General features: G+C 72.5%; 20 protein-coding genes. 12 read left to right on the top strand and 8 right to left on the bottom strand.

Going from position 1 to position 18,707, the window contains the following annotated elements; all coding sequences use genetic code 11:
• Positions 1-80: 80 nt before the first annotated feature.
• Both ACN267_RS19960 and ACN267_RS19955 read left to right on the top strand, forming a co-directional pair.
• Positions 81-956 (top strand): biotin--[acetyl-CoA-carboxylase] ligase, encoded by an 876-nt coding sequence (locus tag ACN267_RS19960; protein WP_421489342.1) that lies wholly within the window; start codon positions 81-83, stop codon positions 954-956.
• A 116-nt stretch (positions 957-1,072) separates the two neighbouring features.
• Positions 1,073-1,645, top strand: coding sequence for a PH domain-containing protein (locus tag ACN267_RS19955; RefSeq protein ID WP_421489341.1), 573 nt, complete (start codon positions 1,073-1,075; stop codon positions 1,643-1,645).
• 39 nt (positions 1,646-1,684) lie between these two features.
• Here the strand turns inward: ACN267_RS19955 and ACN267_RS19950 are convergent, their stop codons facing one another.
• Both ACN267_RS19950 and ACN267_RS19945 read right to left on the bottom strand, forming a co-directional pair.
• On the bottom strand, positions 1,685-2,410 hold the full coding sequence (locus ACN267_RS19950) for a GtrA family protein (protein WP_204956433.1): 726 nt from the start codon (positions 2,408-2,410) through the stop codon (positions 1,685-1,687).
• 62 nt (positions 2,411-2,472) lie between these two features.
• Entirely contained in the window at positions 2,473-3,228 is a 756-nt protein-coding gene (locus tag ACN267_RS19945; protein ID WP_204956434.1) for a GtrA family protein, read from the bottom strand.
• Between the two features lie 139 nt (positions 3,229-3,367).
• Between ACN267_RS19945 and ACN267_RS19940 the strand changes: the two genes are divergently transcribed.
• The 3 genes from ACN267_RS19940 to ACN267_RS19930 all read left to right on the top strand — a co-directional run bounded on the left by ACN267_RS19940 (position 3,368) and on the right by ACN267_RS19930 (position 7,058).
• Positions 3,368-5,209, top strand: coding sequence for a phosphoenolpyruvate carboxykinase (GTP) (locus ACN267_RS19940; RefSeq protein WP_281900531.1), 1,842 nt, complete (start codon positions 3,368-3,370; stop codon positions 5,207-5,209).
• Positions 5,210-5,296: 87 nt separating this feature from the next.
• Complete coding sequence (locus ACN267_RS19935; protein WP_421489340.1) at positions 5,297-6,175, top strand: hypothetical protein; 879 nt, start codon at positions 5,297-5,299, stop codon at positions 6,173-6,175.
• A gap of 112 nt (positions 6,176-6,287) precedes the next feature.
• Positions 6,288-7,058, top strand: coding sequence for an isoprenyl transferase (locus ACN267_RS19930; RefSeq protein WP_204956437.1), 771 nt, complete (start codon positions 6,288-6,290; stop codon positions 7,056-7,058).
• A gap of 59 nt (positions 7,059-7,117) precedes the next feature.
• Here ACN267_RS19930 and otsB read toward each other — a convergent pair whose 3' ends face one another.
• From otsB to ACN267_RS19915, 3 genes are all read right to left on the bottom strand, one after another.
• Positions 7,118-7,942 (bottom strand): trehalose-phosphatase, encoded by an 825-nt coding sequence (gene otsB / locus ACN267_RS19925; protein WP_204956438.1) that lies wholly within the window; start codon positions 7,940-7,942, stop codon positions 7,118-7,120.
• 90 nt (positions 7,943-8,032) lie between these two features.
• The gene (locus ACN267_RS19920) at positions 8,033-8,386 is read right to left on the bottom strand and encodes a hypothetical protein (protein WP_204956439.1); all 354 of its coding nucleotides are present in this window, start codon (positions 8,384-8,386) and stop codon (positions 8,033-8,035) included.
• A gap of 162 nt (positions 8,387-8,548) precedes the next feature.
• Entirely contained in the window at positions 8,549-8,989 is a 441-nt protein-coding gene (locus tag ACN267_RS19915; RefSeq protein WP_204956440.1) for an XRE family transcriptional regulator, read from the bottom strand.
• A gap of 265 nt (positions 8,990-9,254) precedes the next feature.
• On the opposite strand from ACN267_RS19915, the gene ACN267_RS19910 reads away from it, so the two are divergent.
• From ACN267_RS19910 to ACN267_RS19885, 6 genes are all read left to right on the top strand, one after another.
• Positions 9,255-9,599, top strand: coding sequence for a hypothetical protein (locus tag ACN267_RS19910; protein WP_204956441.1), 345 nt, complete (start codon positions 9,255-9,257; stop codon positions 9,597-9,599).
• A 31-nt stretch (positions 9,600-9,630) separates the two neighbouring features.
• Entirely contained in the window at positions 9,631-9,972 is a 342-nt protein-coding gene (locus ACN267_RS19905; protein ID WP_204956442.1) for a hypothetical protein, read from the top strand.
• A 341-nt stretch (positions 9,973-10,313) separates the two neighbouring features.
• The gene (locus tag ACN267_RS19900) at positions 10,314-11,729 is read left to right on the top strand and encodes a PhoH family protein (protein ID WP_204956443.1); all 1,416 of its coding nucleotides are present in this window, start codon (positions 10,314-10,316) and stop codon (positions 11,727-11,729) included.
• A 288-nt stretch (positions 11,730-12,017) separates the two neighbouring features.
• Positions 12,018-12,713: a transglycosylase SLT domain-containing protein gene (locus tag ACN267_RS19895; protein ID WP_204956444.1), complete on the top strand. Its 696-nt coding sequence runs from the start codon at positions 12,018-12,020 to the stop codon at positions 12,711-12,713.
• A gap of 115 nt (positions 12,714-12,828) precedes the next feature.
• A complete protein-coding gene (locus ACN267_RS19890) occupies positions 12,829-13,482 on the top strand; it encodes a rhomboid family intramembrane serine protease (RefSeq protein WP_204956445.1) in 654 nt (217 codons plus the stop codon).
• Between the two features lie 142 nt (positions 13,483-13,624).
• Positions 13,625-14,593, top strand: coding sequence for an NAD(P)/FAD-dependent oxidoreductase (locus tag ACN267_RS19885; protein WP_088643981.1), 969 nt, complete (start codon positions 13,625-13,627; stop codon positions 14,591-14,593).
• Positions 14,594-14,763: 170 nt separating this feature from the next.
• Here ACN267_RS19885 and ACN267_RS19880 read toward each other — a convergent pair whose 3' ends face one another.
• Positions 14,764-15,450 (bottom strand): TetR/AcrR family transcriptional regulator, encoded by a 687-nt coding sequence (locus ACN267_RS19880; protein WP_421489339.1) that lies wholly within the window; start codon positions 15,448-15,450, stop codon positions 14,764-14,766.
• A 141-nt stretch (positions 15,451-15,591) separates the two neighbouring features.
• Between ACN267_RS19880 and ACN267_RS19875 the strand changes: the two genes are divergently transcribed.
• Complete coding sequence (locus ACN267_RS19875; protein WP_421489338.1) at positions 15,592-16,545, top strand: NAD-dependent epimerase/dehydratase family protein; 954 nt, start codon at positions 15,592-15,594, stop codon at positions 16,543-16,545.
• A gap of 48 nt (positions 16,546-16,593) precedes the next feature.
• Here the strand turns inward: ACN267_RS19875 and ACN267_RS19870 are convergent, their stop codons facing one another.
• Positions 16,594-17,565, bottom strand: coding sequence for a DMT family transporter (locus ACN267_RS19870; RefSeq protein WP_421489337.1), 972 nt, complete (start codon positions 17,563-17,565; stop codon positions 16,594-16,596).
• Positions 17,562-18,593 (bottom strand): class II fructose-bisphosphatase, encoded by a 1,032-nt coding sequence (gene glpX, locus ACN267_RS19865; RefSeq protein WP_204956449.1) that lies wholly within the window; start codon positions 18,591-18,593, stop codon positions 17,562-17,564. The genes ACN267_RS19870 and glpX overlap by 4 nt, the downstream gene beginning before the upstream one ends.
• Between the last annotated feature and the right edge of the window lie 114 nt (positions 18,594-18,707).

The raw sequence follows: 18,707 nt of genomic DNA, 5'->3' as shown, positions 1-18,707 counted from the left end.
GCCGCTGTGCAGTACGCCTCAGTAGCTTCCGCCGGAGGCTGGTCGGGCGCACGTGTCGACCGGGCCCGTAGGCTGGCGGGATGCCGGGTTCGCCGTACACCGATCTGGACCGCCCGCCGCTGTCGGCGGCGCGGCTGTCCCGGGCGTTGACCGCGCCGTCGGGCCCCTGGCGTCGGCTGGACCTGCGGCCGGAGACCGGCTCGACCAACGCGGACGCGGCCGACGCCGCGCGGGCCGGCGAGCCGGAGGGCCTGGTCGTGGTCGCCGAGCGGCAGACCGCCGGCCGGGGCCGCCGCGGCCGGGCCTGGCAGTCGCCGCCCCGGGCGGGGCTCGCGACGAGCGTGCTGCTGCGGCCCGGCGAGGCCGTCACCGCCCGTGACTGGCCGCCGGCCGCCCCCACCGGGTACGGCTGGCTGCCGCTGCTCGCCGGGGTCGCGCTGGTCGAGGCGGTCTCCCGGCTGGCCGAACTGGACGCCGGTCTGAAGTGGCCCAACGACCTGCTGATCGGGGAGGCCAAGTGCGCCGGCATCCTGGCCGAGGCGGTGCCGGCCGCCGGTGCGGCGGAGCCTCCCGCGATCGTGCTCGGCATCGGGCTGAACGTGACGCTGCGCGCCGACGAGTTGCCGGAGAACCCGACCGGGCTGCCGGCGACCTCGCTGCAACTGGCCGGGGCCACCGCCACCGACCGGGACCCGCTGCTGCGGGCGCTGCTGCGCGCCCTTGCCGACTGGTATGACAGGTGGCGGCTGGCCGGCGGGGACGCCGACGCGTGCGGCCTGCGGGCGGCGTACCTGGCCTCCTGCGTCACGGTGGGCCGCCAGGTGCGGGTGCTGCTGCCCGAGGGCACCGACCTGACCGGGCTCGCCACCGGGGTGGACGCCGACGGGCAGCTGCTCGTCGAGACCGCCGCCGGGCAGCGTCGGCTGGCCGCCGGGGACGTGCTGCACCTGCGGTGACCGGCGGGCCCGCGGTCGGTTCGTGCGCGGGGTGCACGGCCGACCGCCCGGCTGATCCGGCGGGTCGCCCCGACCGGTTACGGTCAGCGCGTCCGATTGTCGCCGAGGAGGTACCCGTGGCGTTCCCCGAAGACGTGCTCACCGAGGACGAGCACGTCGTTCTGCACCTGCACCCGCACTGGAAGGCGCTGCTGCGGCCGGTCCTGGTGCTGGTCGTCGGTGTCGCGGCGGTGGTGGCGGGCTGGCTCCTGCTGCCCGACGGCGACGGTGGCGCGCTCGTGCTCGCCGTGCTCGCCGGTCTGTTCCTGATCGCGGTGCTCTGGCTGGGGTTGTGGCCGTTCCTGGTCTGGCACAGCACGCACTACCTGTTCACCAACGAGCGGGTGCTGCTCCAGGAGGGCGTCTTCTCCCGGCACCGGCGGGACCTGCCGCTGGCCCGGATCAACGACCACTCGATGACCCAGCGGTTCACCGAACGGCTGCTGGGCTGCGGCACGCTCACCATCGAGTCGGCAGGCGAGCGGGGGCAGTCGGTGCTCGTCGACGTGCCCCGGGTCGACCGGGTGCAGACCACCCTCTACGAGCTGGTGGAGGCGCAGCACGACAAGCACACGCTGGGCGACGGGGAGATGCGCGACATTCTCGCCGACATGCGGGAGGGCAAGCCGTTGCGGGACACCAGCGGCTGATCCTGGCGGCCCGCCGGCCCCGGGTGTACCCGGGGCCGATCAGGGTCGCGGCGTGCGGCGGGTGGTGCCGGCGTGCAGCTCGGCGGCCAGCTCCGCCTCCAGGTCGCCGCCGGCGACGGCCGGGCCGAGGGTGCCGCCCCGGCCCTGCTTCAACACCGGTTCGACGGTCGGGGCCGGCGTTCCGGCCGCCGGGGCGGTGCGGTCCTCGGCCTGGCTCTGGGCCTCTTCCAGCTCGCTCACCGATTCGGCCAGCTCGGCGACCGGGTCCAGCTCGGCCATGGTGTCCCACTCGTCGCGCTTGATGGAGTGCCAGGTCTCCTCGGCGTGCTGGGGGACCGGCTGGAAGACGAAGGTCCGGTAGGACCAGAACCGGAACAGGGTGGCGAGCAGCACGCCCCCGGTCTTGGCCACGTTGAGCGCGAGCAGGCTGGTGAACCCCAGGCCGTACTTGGCGGCGGCGAGGACGCCGAGTTCGATGATCAGACCGGCGCCGTTGAACAGGAAAAACAGGGCGTATTCGCGCTGGAGTGCCGCTTTCGGTCGATCCCGGTACGTCCAGTGGCGATTCATCAGATACGACGTGATCGTCGCCACTATGGTGGCGATGACCGTCGCCTTCAGTTGACCGTCGACGAAAACGGTGAGTGCCAGAGCATTGAACACCGCGTAATTGATGACGGTGTTGACGCCCCCGACGATGCCGAATTTGAGCGCCTCGCGGATGAACTTCTGCCAGCGCTCGGGCAGCAGACGGACAAGACGCATGCGCAACACCTTAGGGCTGAGGACGGTGCCGGGAACTCCGGCTGGACGGGATGGGCGACCGGTCACGACCCGGACGACGGGTCGCTGGTCGCCTCCGTGACGGCGGGAGTTCCCGCTTCGACGAAGACGAACCGTCGGTACGACCAGAACCGGAACATCGTGCCGAGCGCGGTGCCCACCACGTAGCTGGCGATATTGTCGGCCAGCGGGGTGCGGAACACGCCGGGCCAGATGCTGCCCAGCCCGTACCGGCTGCCCGCCAGGCAGGCCACCGCGATGCCCAGGCCGACCGCGTTGAAGAAGAAGAACAGTGCGTACTCGCGGGCCGGGTTGGAGCGGACCCGGTGCCGCCAGGTCCAGAACCGGTTGCCCACGAACGCGACGGTCGCCGCGATCACCGTGGAGACGACCCGCGCGGTCACCGGCTCGACGCCACGCCCCAGCGTGAGGTAGTTGAACAGCGCGAAGTCGACCAGGAAGGCCACCCCGCCCACGGTGGCGAACTTGCTCAATTCACGCAGCAGGTGGCCGAACCGGTCCAACAACGAACGGACCAGACCCGGGCGGGTCTGCGGGGCACCCGGCTGGTCCCCGGTCATCGTCGCGGCCACCTCGCGAGCGTACCGGTTGCCGGCTGATCGGACGGGGTGCCACCGGCGACCCGCCGCCGCGCCGTGGGTCGACCCGGGTCCCCCGTTGTCCCGGGGCCGTTCCCGCGCCCGCCGGCAGTTCGTCGAAGGATTTGCGTGAAAGTGCGCGTGAAAGCGGGTATCAGCTCGTGTTACCGCAGCCGGGCCGTACCTTGTGCAGTTCTTCACAACCAGTCCCACTGACTCGCGGGTCCGCCCGGTTTACGCTGAGGCCAATCCCAGGTTTCCACGAAGGCGACGCGGCAGGCGTCCGCCGAGACTCGTGCATCCCATAAATCGGTCAGCGTCGACCACAAGGAGATGAGTCATGGTTGCTCCGGCTACTGTGCGGGGGATCGATCAGGCCCCCACGACCCACCCCAAGCTGCTCGCCTGGGTCCGGGAGATCGCGGAACTGACCACCCCCGACCGGGTGGTCTGGGTGGACGGGTCCGACGAGGAGTGGCGGCGTCTCACCGACGAACTCGTCGACAACGGGACCCTCGTCCGGTTGAACCCGGAAAAGAAGCCGAACTCCTTCTACGCCCGCACCGACCCCACGGACGTCGCCCGGGTCGAGGAGCGCACCTTCATCTGTTCCGTGGACGAGGCGGACGCCGGCCCCACCAACAACTGGATGGCGCCGGCCGAGATGAAGCGGACGATGACCGAGCTGTACCGGGGTGCGATGCGCGGCCGGACGATGTACGTCATCCCGTTCTGCATGGGGCCGGTCGAGGCCGAGAACCCGATGTTCGGCGTCGAGATCACCGACAGCCCGTACGTGGTCGCCTCGATGCGGATCATGACCCGGATGGGCGCGAGCGTGCTCGACGCGATGGGCGACGACGCCGACTTCGTGCACGCGCTGCACTCCATCGGCGCCCCGCTCGCCCCCGGCCAGACCGACGTGGCCTGGCCGTGCAACGAGACGAAGTACATCTCGCACTTCCCGGAGACCCGGGAGATCTGGTCCTTCGGCTCCGGGTACGGCGGCAACTCGCTGCTCGGCAAGAAGTGCTACTCGCTGCGGATCGCCAGCGTGATGGGGCGCGACGAGGGCTGGCTCGCCGAGCACATGCTGATCCTCAAGATCACCTCGCCGGAGGGGAAGGTGTACCACGTGGCGGGCGCGTTCCCGTCCGCCTGCGGCAAGACCAACCTGGCCATGCTGGAGCCGACCATCCCCGGCTGGAAGGTCGAGACCATCGGCGACGACATCGCCTGGATGCGGTTCGGCCCCGACGGCCGCCTCTACGCGGTCAACCCGGAGTACGGCCTGTTCGGCGTCGCCCCGGGCACCGACTGGAAGACCAACGCCAACGCGATGCGGACGTTGGACCGGGGCAACTCGATCTTCACCAACGTCGCCCTCACCGACGACGGCGACATCTGGTGGGAGGGCATGGGCGAGCCGCCGGCCCACCTGATCGACTGGAAGGGCAACGACTGGACGCCGGAGAGCGAGAACCTCTCCTCCCACGCGAACAGCCGGTTCTGCACCCCGATCACCCAGTGCCCGATCCTGGCCGACGACTACTTCGACCCGAACGGGGTGCCGATCGACGCGATCCTGTTCGGCGGCCGTCGCCGGGACACCATCCCGCTGGTCACCGAGGCCCGCGACTGGGTGCACGGGGTGTACCTGGGGGCGACGCTGTCCTCGGAGACCACCGCCGCCGCGTCCGGCGCGGTGGGCGTGGTGCGCCGCGACCCGATGGCGATGCTGCCGTTCATCGGCTACCACGCCGGTGACTACTTCAACCACTGGATCGAGATGGGCAAGGGCGTCGACGGCGACGCCGCCAAGCTGCCCAAGATCTACTACGTGAACTGGTTCCGTAAGGACGCCGAGGGCAACTTCCTCTGGCCCGGCTTCGGCGAGAACTCGCGGGTGCTCAAGTGGGTCGTCGAGCGGATCGAGGGCAGCGCCGACGCGGTCGAGACCCCGATCGGCATGGTCCCGACCGCCGACGCGCTGGATGTCGACGGGCTCGACATGACCCCGGAGGACGTCCGGATCGCCCTCAAGGTCGACCCGCAGGAGTGGCGCAACGAGCTGCCGCTGGTCACCGAGTGGTTCGAGAAGTTCGGTGACAAGCTGCCGGCCGTCCTGTGGTCGGAGCTGGACGCGCTGCGCGCCCGGCTCGACGAGGACCGGTCGCGGTGACCCGACGCCCAGCACCGCCCGCCGGAAGGCGGCAGGCACCGCGCTGACAGGTGTGCCGGCCGCCCGTACCGGGCAAGACCGGAAACCATGAGGACGGCCGCCGTGACCCCACCGGTCCGGCGGCCGTCCGCCGTCCGGGCGCTGACCACCCTGCTCGCGGTGACCGCCGCCGCCACCGTCGGGGTCGAGCTGCTCAACTGGTGGTACGCCCCGGAGCAGGAGTTCGGCCTCGCGGTGCGCACCGGCTGGGCGATGCTGCGGTCGCTGGGATTCCTGGTGCTGATCGGGCAGGTGAACCGGGGGCGGGCCGGGGCGAAGCCGTTCGGGCTGATCCTCGCCGTGACCACCGTGTTCGCGGTCGGCCGGCTGGTGGTGCCCCGGCAGGGCGTCCCGCCGCTGCCCGGCCTGCTCGGCTTCGCCGTGCTCACCGCGCTCTGCGTCGCCGTGGTCGTGCTGCTCTACCGCTGCGACGCGGTCGTCGGGCACCTGGTGCGCCACCGCCGGGGCCTGGTCGTCGAGGGCGGGACGATCGCCTGGCGGGAGGTCGCCCCGAAACGCCCCCAGGTCACCGCCTGGCTGCTCACCGCCCGGGTGGCCGCGTTCACGTACAGCCCGTTGATGCTGGTGCCCGCGCTGGTGGCCGGCGGCGCGGTGCTGGACGGCCGGCTCGGCGTCGTACCCGTGGTGCTGGCCTGGTTCGCCGCCGGCATCGTGGTGAGCTACCTGGTGCTGTTCTGTACGGCGTTCCTGCTGCGCGGCAGGCGGTGGGCCCGCCGCCTGCTGGTGACGGTCACCCTCGGCGTGCTCGCGGTGAACCTGCCGCTGTGCTGGTGGCTGCTCGGCCTGGACGGTCTGGTCCGCGACGGCGCACCCCTGCTGGCGGCGGCCACCCTGGCCCTCTACGCCCTGCACCGCGCTCCCGCCACCCCCGCCTCCGCCGACGCCCCCGACGCCCCGCCCCGGTGATCAAGAGGTTTCGGTCAGTGGACGGCCCATCGACGACGTATTTCTCTTGATCGCGCACGGAGTGCGCCACCGAGGCACTGATGTTCGGTGTGGGTCGCTACCCTGCAAGGTGATGACTCTGCGGAAACTTCTCTACTCCGTCTACGAGCGCCGGCTGACGGCCAGGCTCGCGGGTCGACCGGTGCCCCGGCACGTCGGCGTGATGTGCGACGGCAACCGCCGGTGGGCGCGGGAGATGGGCTTCGTCGACCCGAACGACGGGCACCGGATGGGTGCCGAGCGGATCAAGGAGCTGCTGCGCTGGTGCGACGCGGCAGGCGTCGGCCACGTCACGCTCTGGCTGCTCTCCACCGACAACCTGTCCCGGCCGGCGGAGGAGCTGGACCCGCTGCTCCAGATCATCGAGGATCTCAGCACCGAGCTGGCCGAGGAGGGCAACCCCTGGCGGCTGCGGATGGTCGGCGCGCTCGACGTGCTGCCCAACCAGCACGCCCAGGCGCTCAAGGCCGCCGAGGAACGCACCCGGGAACGCACCGGCGGCGCGCAGGTCAACATCGCCGTCGGCTACGGCGGCCGGCGCGAGATCACCGACGCGGTGCGGTCGCTGCTGGTGGAGCACGCGGCCAAGGGCGGCACGATCGAGGAACTGGCCGGCACGCTGGACGTCGACCACATCTCCGAGCACCTCTACACCCGGGGCCTGCCCGACCCGGATCTGATCATCCGGACCAGCGGCGAACAGCGCATGTCCGGTTTCATGCTCTGGCAGTCGGCGCACTCGGAGTTCTACTTCTGCGAGCTGAACTGGCCCGACTTCCGCCGGGTCGACTTCCTGCGCGCCCTGCGCTCCTACGGCACCCGGCAACGCCGCTACGGCACCTGACCGGCCGACGCGACGGGCGGGGGCTGCGGGCATGTCGGCCGATGCCCCCGCGCGCACGGTCAGGTCAGGTGATGCACGGCCCGGGTGAGGAAGTCGCCGAGCGCGGCGGGGGAGTCGATGGTGAGGTCGGCGGCCTCGGCGACCTCCCGGCCGGTCTCCGGGTTGGCCACCGCCACGCAGATGCCGAGGAACCCCGGATCGGCGGCGGAGCGGGCACGCAGCGCCGCGAACGCCTTGATGTCGGAGACGTCGTCGCCGAAATACCACGCGCCGCCGGCGTCCCGGACCACCTCGCCGATGACCAGCCCCTTGTCCCGGTCGACGGGGGGCTTGAGCTCCAGCACCATCCGGCCGGCCTGCACCCGCAGCCCGAGCCGGTCGGCCTGCGCCCGCCCCCACTGCTCGACCGCCGGACCGAGCTGCTGTGCGGTACGCCAGTGCAGGGCCACGCTCAGCCGCTTGAACTCGACCAGCGCCCCGGCGGGCAGTTCGGCGCGGGCCCGGTCGGCCAGCTCGGCCATGGTGGGCACCCAGGGCAGCGCGGCGGGCTCGGTGACGGTCTCGCCGCCGGAGTGGCTGTGCTCCAGGCCGTACAGTCCGTAGAGGTCGATCCCGGTGAGGCCACCGAGGTGGTCACGGAGGAAGTCGACGGGACGGGCGGAGACGATCGCCACCCGCTGCACCACCGGGGCGAGCGCCTCCAGGGCGGCGAGCACCTTGGGTGCGGGGCGTACCGCGGTGGGGTCGTCGTCGACCGGCGCGAGGGTGCCGTCGAAGTCGAAGAAGAGGACGGTGTCTGCGGCCCGCTCGGCGGTGGTACGCCAGGCGTGCTCAGCATCCAGCGGGGTCTGCGGCTGCTGGTTACCCAGATTCAACGGCGGCACGCGCGACAGCGTACCCCGGAGGCGGTGGATGATTCGTGGCTTCGGAGTGGCTTCTTGACACCGCCGGGGTATGTGGTCAGTGAGTGCTGCTCAGCGTTCGGCGGCCCCCCGCCCCCGCCGTCCCAGGGGCACCACGGTTGCCTCCCGGCCCTGGTTGAGCAGGTAACCCTCGACGAAACCGGTGTTCCGGTCGCCGGTGCGGGTCTCGATCTCGTTGAGCCGCGCCACCAGGAACTCGGTGAGCGCGCTGACCCGGTCGTCGAGCCGGTCGTGCAGTTCGGCGACCACCGCCAGGACGACGGCGGTGCCGGCCACGGTCAGGGCGAAGAGGTTGACCACCAGCGGGATCTGCCCGCCCCCGCCCAGGCCGGCCACCAGGTTCGCGGTCACGCACGCGGTCAGGGAGACTGCCGCGACCACGACTGCCCACCACTTCAGGGTCATGGACAGACCCCTCCTTCTGTCCCGCAGGGCTGAGTTCGGCCTTGTCCCGTCCCCCCGCCGACGACGAGCCCAAGCAGTACGAATAGGGACGCTAGCGTGCCCGTTGCCGGCCCGGAGCGAAACGATCGGGTCTGCTCAGGCGTTCTTTCGCCATCTGAGGAACTACCCGGCCTGCTCTTCGCCCTTTCGGACATCGAGCGGAAGCGTGGGGCGGTATGCGAGGTAACGAATGGTTTCCCTGATGTGGAACTTCTCCGCGTCCGACACGGCGGGGTCGACCAGCCGGCGCAGCAGCGCCTCGACGTCCGGGTCCATCGGGGGAGCGCCGGGGGCGCCCCGGGGGGTGGCGGCCCGGTCCCAGCCGAGGGCGGCGAAGGCGGCGGCCGGGTTGAGGCCCAGCCCCTCACAGAACGCCACCACCCGTTCCGCCTCCGGGTCGCTGGCCCAGTCGCCGCGGACCCACCTGTTGATCGTCTGGCGGGAGACGCCGGTGCGCCGGGAGACCTCGGTGCCGGTCCAGGCGCGCATCGCCCGGGCATCGTCGAGCGCCCGACGAACGAAGGTGGCGAATGCGATCTTCCGGGCGGGGGCGGTCTCGGTCACCCCGAAACCGTACGACCGTAGCGCTCGTCCAGGCTGCCCGGGGCAGATCTTTGTCACGCATATGAGACGGCCTCGCCGGAGCGGCCGGACCGGCCCGGGAACCGGTGCGAAGGGGTCTCACCTGGGCATAATACCGCCGAGCGAGGTGGTCAGGAACCGGACGAAAAGCTGATACTGTCACGCTCATGGGACAATCTACGGTGTGTCACGTGCTTGAGACGATCAGTGCTCACATGCGTCACGCTCCCGGTGCGAGGGGGACCAGGTGACCGAACTCGCGACCCGCGCCCAGGCGTTCGGCCTGATCGCGGAGGGGGTCGCCGCCGGCCTGAGCGCGCCCTGGCGGCTCTACCTCGCCCGGGGTTGCCGCTACCTGTCACTGAGCGTCGGCGACCGCGACGAGTGGAACGCCTGGCGGACCCATCTCGGCTGCCCGGAGATGAGCGTGCGGGTCTACGACTCCGGTGGCGAGATCCGCCGCTCCTCGATGGCCGAGGTCGTCCTGGACGGCTGCCGGATCAGCGTCGAACTCGTCGAGGAGGTCAGCACCGAGGACCTGGAACGGCTGCTCGTCGTCGACCCGACTCCGGCCGAGCCGGAGGACCGGTGACCCCGTCGCCGCGGCCCACCGGAGCCGCCCGATGAGCCCGCTGCTCGCCCTGTTCCTCGTCCTCGTCCTCGGGGCGACCAGCTACGCCGCCGGCCGGTTGCACGGTCAGCTCAGCTACCGGATCGGGTACCGCTTCGGCTACCGGCAGGGCTACTTCGACGGGGACCGGGGCGCCTGGAACCGGCGCCGGCGCGACGCCCAGGCCGTGCTCGCCTCGGCGCTCACCGCCCCGGCCGTGCCGGCCAGCGCCGCGCGGCGTCCCACAGCCGCGGTCCGCCAGGGCACCACGTACACCGGCTCCTCGTTCGCCAGCCCGCCGGGCCCGGTCGCCGGTCGGCACCCGACCGGCACGCTGGTCCGCCGGCCCGGCTGAACCGGCGGGAGCCGACAGCCGTCGGTGCGGCGTGCCGACACCGACCGCGTCGACGGGTGACGCGGTTCCACCGGCCGGGATGCGCGCAGGGGGCAGGCATCCCGGCCGGGTCCGCGCCGCCCGCCGGGTGGGGCGTACCCGGTGCGGGGAGATCCTCGTCCACCCTCTAGCCGAGGCGGCCCGACGCCGCTAGCGTCTAGGCATGACCCGGGGTTTTCCCGGGTCAGCCGGCCGCCCGGATCTGCGACCTCGCGCACGGGGTTCCGCATCCGACCCCGTGTCACCGGGCACCGGAGGAGGCGGAACGCGGATGGCGGATGCCCGTCCGTCGGAGCAGGCCTGTGACGACTCGCCGTACGCCCGCCGGTGTCGACCAGATCCCGGCCGCGACTGCCACGACCCGCCGAGCCACCCGGAGCCGCCGTCCGGCGGCCGCCGCCCCGCCCGGCCCCGAGGAGCCCGGACCAACCGGCCAGGTGTTCGTTCTGGACACGTCGGTGCTCCTGTCCGACCCGGCGGCCTTCCACCGCTTCGCCGAGCACGAGGTGGTCCTGCCGCTCGTGGTGATCTCGGAGCTGGAGGGCAAACGACACCACCCGGAGCTGGGCTGGTTCGCCCGCCAGTCCCTGCGGATGCTCGACGAGCTGCGGGTCCGGCACGGTCGACTGGACCGTCCGGTGCCCGCCAACGAGTCCGGCGGCACGCTCACCGTGGAGCTGAACCACTCTGACGACGGCGTCCTGCCCCCCGGGTTCCGTAACGAGTCCAACGACGCGCGCATCCTGTCGGTGGCGCTGAACCTGGCCGCCGAGGGGCGGGAGGTGACGCTGGTCAGCAAGGACATGCCGTTGCGGGTCAAGGCCGCCTCGGTCGGGCTGCGGGCCGACGAGTACCGGCACGGCCAGGCCAGCGACCCGACCTGGACCGGGATGGCCGAGCTGGAGCTGGGTGAGGACGAGATCGGCCGGCTCTACGCCGGGGACTGCCTCGACCTGGACGCCGCCGCCGGCCTGTCCTGCCACACCGGCCTGGTGTTGCACTCCACCCGGGGGTCGGCGCTGGGGCGGGTGCTGCCCGACAAGACCGTCCGGCTGGTGCGCGGCGACCGCGAGGCGTTCGGTGTGCACGGCCGCTCGGCCGAGCAGCGGATCGCGCTGGACCTGCTGCTGGACGAGTCGATCGGGATCGTGTCGCTGGGTGGCCGGGCCGGCACCGGCAAGTCGGCGCTGGCGCTGTGCGCGGGGCTGGAGGCGGTGATGGAGCGCCGCCGGCACAAGAAGGTGGTGGTGTTCCGCCCGCTCTACGCCGTCGGCGGGCAGGAACTGGGCTACCTGCCCGGGTCCGAGTCGGAGAAGATGTCGCCCTGGGCGCAGGCCGTGTTCGACACCCTCGGGGCGGTGGTGCACGAGAACGTGCTGGAGGAGGTCACCTCGCGGGGCATCCTGGAGGTCCTGCCGCTGACCCACATCCGGGGCCGGAGCCTGCACGACGCGTTCGTCATCGTCGACGAGGCCCAGTCGTTGGAGCGGGGCGTGCTGCTCACCGTGCTGTCCCGGATCGGGCAGGGCTCGCGGGTGGTGCTCACCCACGACGTCGCTCAGCGGGACAACCTGCGGGTCGGGCGGCACGACGGGGTGACGGCGGTGATCGAGGCGTTGAAGGGCCACCCGCTCTTTGCGCACGTCACGTTGAACCGGTCCGAGCGGTCCCCGATCGCGGCGATGGTGACGGATCTGTTGGAGGACATCCCGGGCTGACCCGCGCGGGGGCGAGGTCCGCCCCTCATCGTCCGCATTCACTTTGTGGCGCAGGTCACAAATTGGCCGGTGGGTTTCCCATCAGCCTCACTGTGCGCGATGGTGTCCCACGAGCGCCCACGTCCCGGTGGGGGTGTTGGTGACCGTTCGTCCCCTTCTCAGGACGGGCAGCCACCCCCCTGCCGGTGCGTCGGTGGCGACCGGCTCAGGTCGGGGCGCTCGTGGCGCGGCCGCGCCCGTTCACGGCCGGTCCGTGCCGCGTCCTTGCCCCCGACGAAGGGACACTTCGTGAGTCGGCTGTGGAGCCGGTTCGGTGCCCGTACGGCCGCCGTCGCACTGCTCTCCGTGGGCGTTGCCGGCGGTTTCTATCTGGGCGAAGACCGGGAAACCCAGCAACAGGGCCTGACCGCACAGGTCGGCCTCCAGGTCGACCAGGCCGAGTACGACTACCAGCGTGACCGGCAGGCCGACCATCGGCGGGAGTCCGCCAAGCAGCGGGCCGCCGAGTACCAGGCGAAGCTGCGGGCCGCCGCGGCGGCCAAGGAGGCCGCCCAGCGGGCCAAGGCCGCCGAGGCCGCCGCCGCGTCGCGGAAGAAGGAACGCGAGGCCGAGGCCAAGGCCAAGGAGGAGGACGGGAAGATCAAGCCGTACGCCGGCCCGGTCCCCGCCTCGTGCAACTCCTACAGCGGGCACCGCAAGACCGGCTGCGCGATGCTCCTCCAGGCGGGCTTCAAGATCGACCAGATGCCCTGCCTGGACAAGCTCTGGAACAAGGAGAGCGGCTGGAACCCCAAGGCCAGCAACTCCTCGTCCGGCGCGTACGGCATCCCGCAGGCGGTGCCGGGCAGCAAGATGAGCTCGGTCGCCAGTGACTGGCGGACCAACCCGGTCACCCAGATCAAGTGGGGCCTCGGCTACATCGAGGGCCGGTACGACAACCCGTGCGGCGCCTGGGCCAAGAGCCAGAGCGAAGGCTGGTACTGAGCGACGACACAGACGGCGGGGCGGGTGGGCGACCACCCGCCCCGCCGTCTGCGTAGCCCCGCCCGGCACGGGACCCGGGTGGCGGTCGGCGGAGAATGCTGATAGCCATGGTGGGGTGACCCTGCACCCGACGGGCGGCGACCCCGACCGGTTCGGCACCGAGGCGTTCTACGCGTCGCTCGGCCGGGCCTTCGTCGCCATGTGCGCGGTGGTGCCGTTCCTCTTCCTCATCGAGGCCCTCGACCAGGGGCTCGGCTTCGGGCTCGACGTGGCCGCCGGGATCATCCCGCAGCGCATCCAGGGGCTCGACGGGGTGTTCTTCTCGCCGTTCCTGCACCACGGCTTCGACCACCTCTACAGCAACAGCATCCCGCTGATCCTGCTCGGCACCTTCGTGCTGGCCGCCGGCACCCGCCGGTTCCTCTGGTCCACCCTGGTCATCATCCTGGTCAGCGGGCTCGGCGTCTGGTTCACCGGCTCGCCCAACTCGGTGGTCGTCGGGGCGAGCGGGGTCATCTTCGGCTACCTGGGCCTGTTGTTCACCCGGGGCATCGTCGAGCGGAGCTGGTGGAACTTCGGGGTGGTGCTGCTGGTCGGCCTGCTCTACGGCTGGCAGCTGCTCGGCATCCTCCCCACCGACGAGCGGATCTCCTGGCAGGGTCACCTGTTCGGGCTGCTCGGCGGGGTGGTCGCGGCGATCCTCTTCCGGCGTCGCCGCCCGTACGACCCGTACCGGGAGTACCGGGTGGAGTCCACCCTGAGCCCCTGACGCGGACGACCCGCCCGACCCGCGTGGCGGGAGCGGGAATGCTTGCCCGGACCGCACGTCGGGCCTACCGTCGGCAGCAGCACGCGTCGCCCGCCACCGGCGCGGCGCACGTTGACCGCCAGCGGAAAGCGACGGTACGCCCATGCGCGAGGTCGATGTCGCCGTGATCGGAGCCGGCCCGACCGGGCTGTTCGCCGCGTACTACGCGGGTTTCCGGGGGCTGTCGGTGGCGGTGGTCGACGCGCTGCCCGAGCCGGGCGGGCAGATCACCGCCATGTACCCGGAGAAGCTGATCCTCGACGTCGCCGGCTTCCCCGCCGTCAAGGGCCGGGACCTGGTCGCCAACCTGCTCGCCCAGGCCGCGCCCTACCACCCGGAGTACCTGCTCGGCACCCGGGCCGAGAAGCTCGCCCACACCGACGGCCGGCCGGTGCTGGGCCTGGCCGGCGGCGAGCAGTTGCGCTGCGGTGCGGTGCTGGTCACCGGCGGGCTGGGCAGCTTCACCCCGCGCCCGCTGCCGGTCGCGGACAGCTTCGTCGGCGGCGGGATCGTCTACTTCGTACCGGAACCGACCGCGCTGGCCGACCGGGACGTGCTGATCGTGGGCGGCGGTGACTCGGCGTTCGACTGGGCGGCCACCCTGCAACCGTTGGCCCGCTCGGTGACCCTGGTGCACCGCCGGGAGCGGTTCCGGGCGCACGCCGCGACCGTGGCCCGGGTGTTGTCGCTGCCGGTACGGGTCGTGGTCAACGCCGAGGTGACCCGGCTCTACGGCGACGACACGGTCACCGCCGCCGAGATCACCGTCCGGGGCGGGGCGGCCGAGACGCTGCCTGTCGACACGGTGGTCGCGGCGCTCGGCTTCACCGCCGACCTGGGGCCGCTGGCCGAGTGGGGGCTGCGGCTGGACCGCCGGCACATCGTGGTGGACAGCGCGATGGCGACCAATCTGCCCCGGGTGTTCGCCGCCGGTGACATCACCGAGTACCCCGGCAAGGTGCGGCTGATCGCCACCGGCTTCGGCGAGGCCGCCACCGCCGTCAACAACGCCGCCGTCGCCATCGACCCGGCGGCCCACCTCTTCCCCGGCCACTCCTCCGACGCCGGCTGACCCACCGCACACCGCCGTGGGCCCGCACTGCGCGGGCCGGCGGGGCCGCTGCGCCTCCCGTGCCGACCTGGCCGTGGTGCCCGCCCGATCCGCCGTGGTGCCCGCCCGGTCCGCCGTGCGCAGCCTGGCCGTGGGGCCGGCCGGGCGGGGGTGGTGCCCGGCGGGCCGGGTCAGGGGAGGCCGACGAGGTCGGCCATCAGGGCGGTCTGGTGGTCGAAGTAGGCGTCCCGGTGCGGGACGACCGGGTCGAGGCGGCCGAAGAGGTCGAAGCTGATCAGCCCGAAGAGCTGGGTCCAGCCGGCCATGCCCCGGGCGAGCAGGGCCTCGGGCAGGCCGGGGAAGAGCCCGGCGGCGATCTCGGCCAGGTCGGCCCGGACCGGCTCGGGCAGGTCGTCGTCGGGCGGGGTGATCCGGCCGGCGGCCACCCCGTCGGCGAGGATGCCGAGCAGGGTCAGCGGTGGGCGCTGCGCGGGGAGCACGGTGTCGACGGGGGCGGCGTACCCGGGCACCGGGCTGCCGTAGAGCAGGGCGTACTCGGCGGGGTGGGCCAGCGCCCAGGTGCGGGCGGCCCGGCAGGCGGCGTGCCAGCGTCCGCGCAGGTCGGCCCGGTCGACGGCGGCGTCGGCGGCCTCCACCGCGTCGCCGAGCGCCTGGTACGCCTCGATGATCAGCGCGGTGAGCAGGTCGTCGCGGCTGGGGAAGTAGCGGTAGATCGCCGACGAGACCATCCCCATGTCCCGGGCGACCGCCCGCAGCGAGAGGTCGGCGCCGTCGCTGGCGAGGTGGCGGCGGGCCACCGCCTTGATCTCGTCGATCATCTCGGCACGGACCCGGGCGCGGATCGAGGAAGCCGGCATGCCCCCACTCTGCCACGGATCAGAGCGCCAATCAAAAGAGAGAGCACTGCTCTTGACTCGATGGACCAGGTCGGCCATGCTGGATGCAGCTCACCGAGAGCAGTGCTCTCGATCCGGTCTCCTGCTTCGAAAGGTTCTCCCATGTCGCTGCACGTGATCGTCGGCGCCGGCCCGGTCGGCACCGCCACCGCACAGCACCTCGCCCAGCAGGGCGAACAGGTCAGGCTTGTTACCCGGCGGGGCACCGGCCCCGTCGACCCGGCGATCGAGCGGATCGCCGCCGACGCCGCCGACACCGACCGGCTGACCACCCTCACCGACGGGGCGGTCGCGCTCTACAACTGCGCCAACCCGGCCTACCACCGGTGGGCCACCGACTGGCCGCCGCTGGCCGATGCGCTGCTCACCACCGCCGAGCGCACCGGCGCGGTGCTCGCCACCGTCGGCTGCCTCTACGGCTACGGCCCGGTCGACGCGCCGATGACCGAGGACACCCCGCTCGCCGCCACCGGCACCAAGGGACGGGTCCGCAACCGGATGTGGACCGAGGCGCTCGCCGCCCACCGCGCCGGCCGGGTCCGGACCACCGAGGTACGCGGCTCGGACTACCTCGGTGCCGAGGGCAACTCGCTGCTGCCGCTGGTGCTGCCGAAGGTGCTCGCCGGCCAGCGGGTCGTCCTGCCGGTCAACTGGGACGCCCCGCACACCTGGACGTACGTCGGGGACGTGGTGCGTACCCTGGTCGCCGCCGCCACCGACGAGCGGGCCTGGGGACACGCCTGGCACGTGCCGAGCGGACCGCCGACCAGCGTCCGCAAGCTGGCCGTCCGGGCGGCCGAGCTGGCCGACGCACCGCCGCCGAAGCTGACCCGCCTGCCCTACCCGCTGCTCTGGCTCGGCGGCCTGACCGACCCCTTCGCCCGCGAGCTGCGGGAGACCGCGCACCAGTTCGCCGGGCCGTTCGTGATGGACTCGACCCGGGCCACCACCGTCCTCGGCATCACCCCGACCCCGGTGGACGAGGCGCTGACCGCCACCGTCCGTACCCTCACCGCCACCCTCGGGACGCCCACCCCGGCGGGCGCGACCCACTGACCGCCGCCCCCGCCGACCGTCCCGGCCCGCGCGGACGGTCAGGCCGGGTCAGCGGCGCGGAGCCGGGCCCAGCGCCGCCACCAGCACCGCGACCAGGGTGAGCGTCGCGCCGGCCAGGGTGGCCGGGCCCGGGTGCGACGCCGACGTCGGCAGCACCACGTCCAGCACGACCGCCCCGACGACCTGACCGGCGATGGTGGCCAGCCCCAGCAGCAGGACCCCGGTGAACCGGACGATCGCCGCCGCGACCGCGATGAAGACGATGCCGATCGGGCCACCCAGATAGAGCCACGGCTCGGTCGGCAGCGCGCCACCGGGAGCACCCCGGACCACCAGGTCCACACCGAAGGTGATCAGCAGGGCCACCGTACCGACGGCGAAGTTGACTCCGGTGGCGACGAGCGCACTGCCCGACGCCCCTCGGACCAGCCCGTTGACCGCCTGCTGCCAGGCCAGCCCCAACCCGGCCAGCAACGGCAGCAGGGCCAGCGCCAGGGTGCCCGGGTCGCCGAGCCGGTCACCGACCGCCAGCAGCACGGCCAGCACGGTCAGCACCGCACCGGCCAGCCGGGGGACGGTCACCGGCTGCCGCCCGCCCGGCCCGATGCCCGCGCGGTCCACCACCAGGCTGCTGGCCGACTGCCCGGCCACCACCGCCACGGTGAACACCGCCACACCGAGCGTCCCGATGGTGAGCCCCTGGGTGGCGACCAGGAACGCCCCGCACACCCCGCCCAGCAACTGCCAGGGGCGCAACGCCCCGGACCGCAACGCCCCGCGCAGGTCGGCCAACCCGCGCCGCCCCCCGGGCAGGGCCGGGACCAGCACCAGCAGCACCAGCAACCCGAGACCGAAGGAGACCACCGCGGCGGCAATGCCGTCGGCCAGGCGTACGCCCAGCTCGCCGTTGATCCGGGACTGCACGGCCACGCCGACGCCGGCGGCGGTTGCCAACCCGATGCCGGCGATCCGCCGGGCGGTGGACAGGACGGGAGGGGCGGCGGTGCCGGAAACTGTCACTCCTGCTCTGCCAGGGGCCTGCCGTCGAAGTCCACCGCCGAGTAGAGGGCCAGCTTCTCCAACCGGTGGTAGGAGTCGATCACCCGGATCGTGCCGCTCTTGGAGCGCATCACGATCGACTGGGTGTACGCCCCGCCCGCCTGGTACCGCACCCCGCGCAGCAGGTCACCGGAGGTCACCCCGGTCGCCACGAAGAAGCAGTTGTCCCCGGTGACCAGGTCGTCGGTGCCGAGCACGCGGTCCAGGTCGTGCCCGGCGGCGAGCGCCTTCTCCCGCTCCTGCGCGTCCTGCGGCCAGAGCTTGGCCTGCATCGCCCCGCCCATGCACTTGAGCGCGCACGCCGAGATGATCCCCTCCGGGGTGCCGCCGACGCCCATCAGCACGTCGACGCCCGACTCGCCCCGGGCGGCGGCGATCGACCCGGCGATGTCGCCGTCGGAGATGAACCGGATGCCGGCCCCGGTCCGCCGGATCTGCCCGACCAGGTCGTCGTGCCGGGACCGGTCCAGCACGCAGACGGTGACCTCGGCCACCTCGGTGCCCTTGACCTTGGCGATCCGCCTGATGTTCTCGGCCGGACCGGCCTCGATGTCCACCACGTCGGCGTACTCCGGGCCGACGGCCAGCTTCTCCATGTAGAACACGGCGCTCGGGTCGAACATCGCCCCCCGCTCCGAGACGGCCAGCACGGCGAGCGCGTTGGGCATGCCCTTGCTCATCAGCGTGGTGCCGTCGACCGGGTCCACCGCCACGTCCACCTCGGGGCCGGTGCCGTCGCCCACCTGCTCGCCGTTGAACAGCATCGGCGCGTTGTCCTTCTCGCCCTCGCCGATCACCACGACGCCGCGCATCTGGATCGAGTTGATCAGCTTGCGCATGGCGTCCACGGCTGCCCCGTCGCCACCCTCCTTGTCGCCCCGGCCGACCCACCGACCGGCGGCCATCGCCGCGGCCTCGGTGACCCGGACCAGATCGAGGGCGAGGTTGCGGTCGAGATCCTGCGGGACCCGCGTCCTGGTGTTCGTCATGGCGGCTTCCTCCTCGCGACGGTGCGGGGTGGGCCGGCGGGACGCCGGTCGCCCCGGCCGGCTGTGTCGCTGATCCTCACACGATGCCAGGTCCGGGGACGGGGCGGGGCGATG

The sequence above is a fragment of the Micromonospora sp. WMMD734 genome (genome assembly GCF_049178975.1).
In the GTDB taxonomy this organism is placed as follows: domain Bacteria; phylum Actinomycetota; class Actinomycetes; order Mycobacteriales; family Micromonosporaceae; genus Micromonospora; species Micromonospora wenchangensis.
The sequence above is the reverse complement of the archived record's forward strand: the minus strand, read 5'-3'. Positions and strand labels throughout refer to the sequence as shown.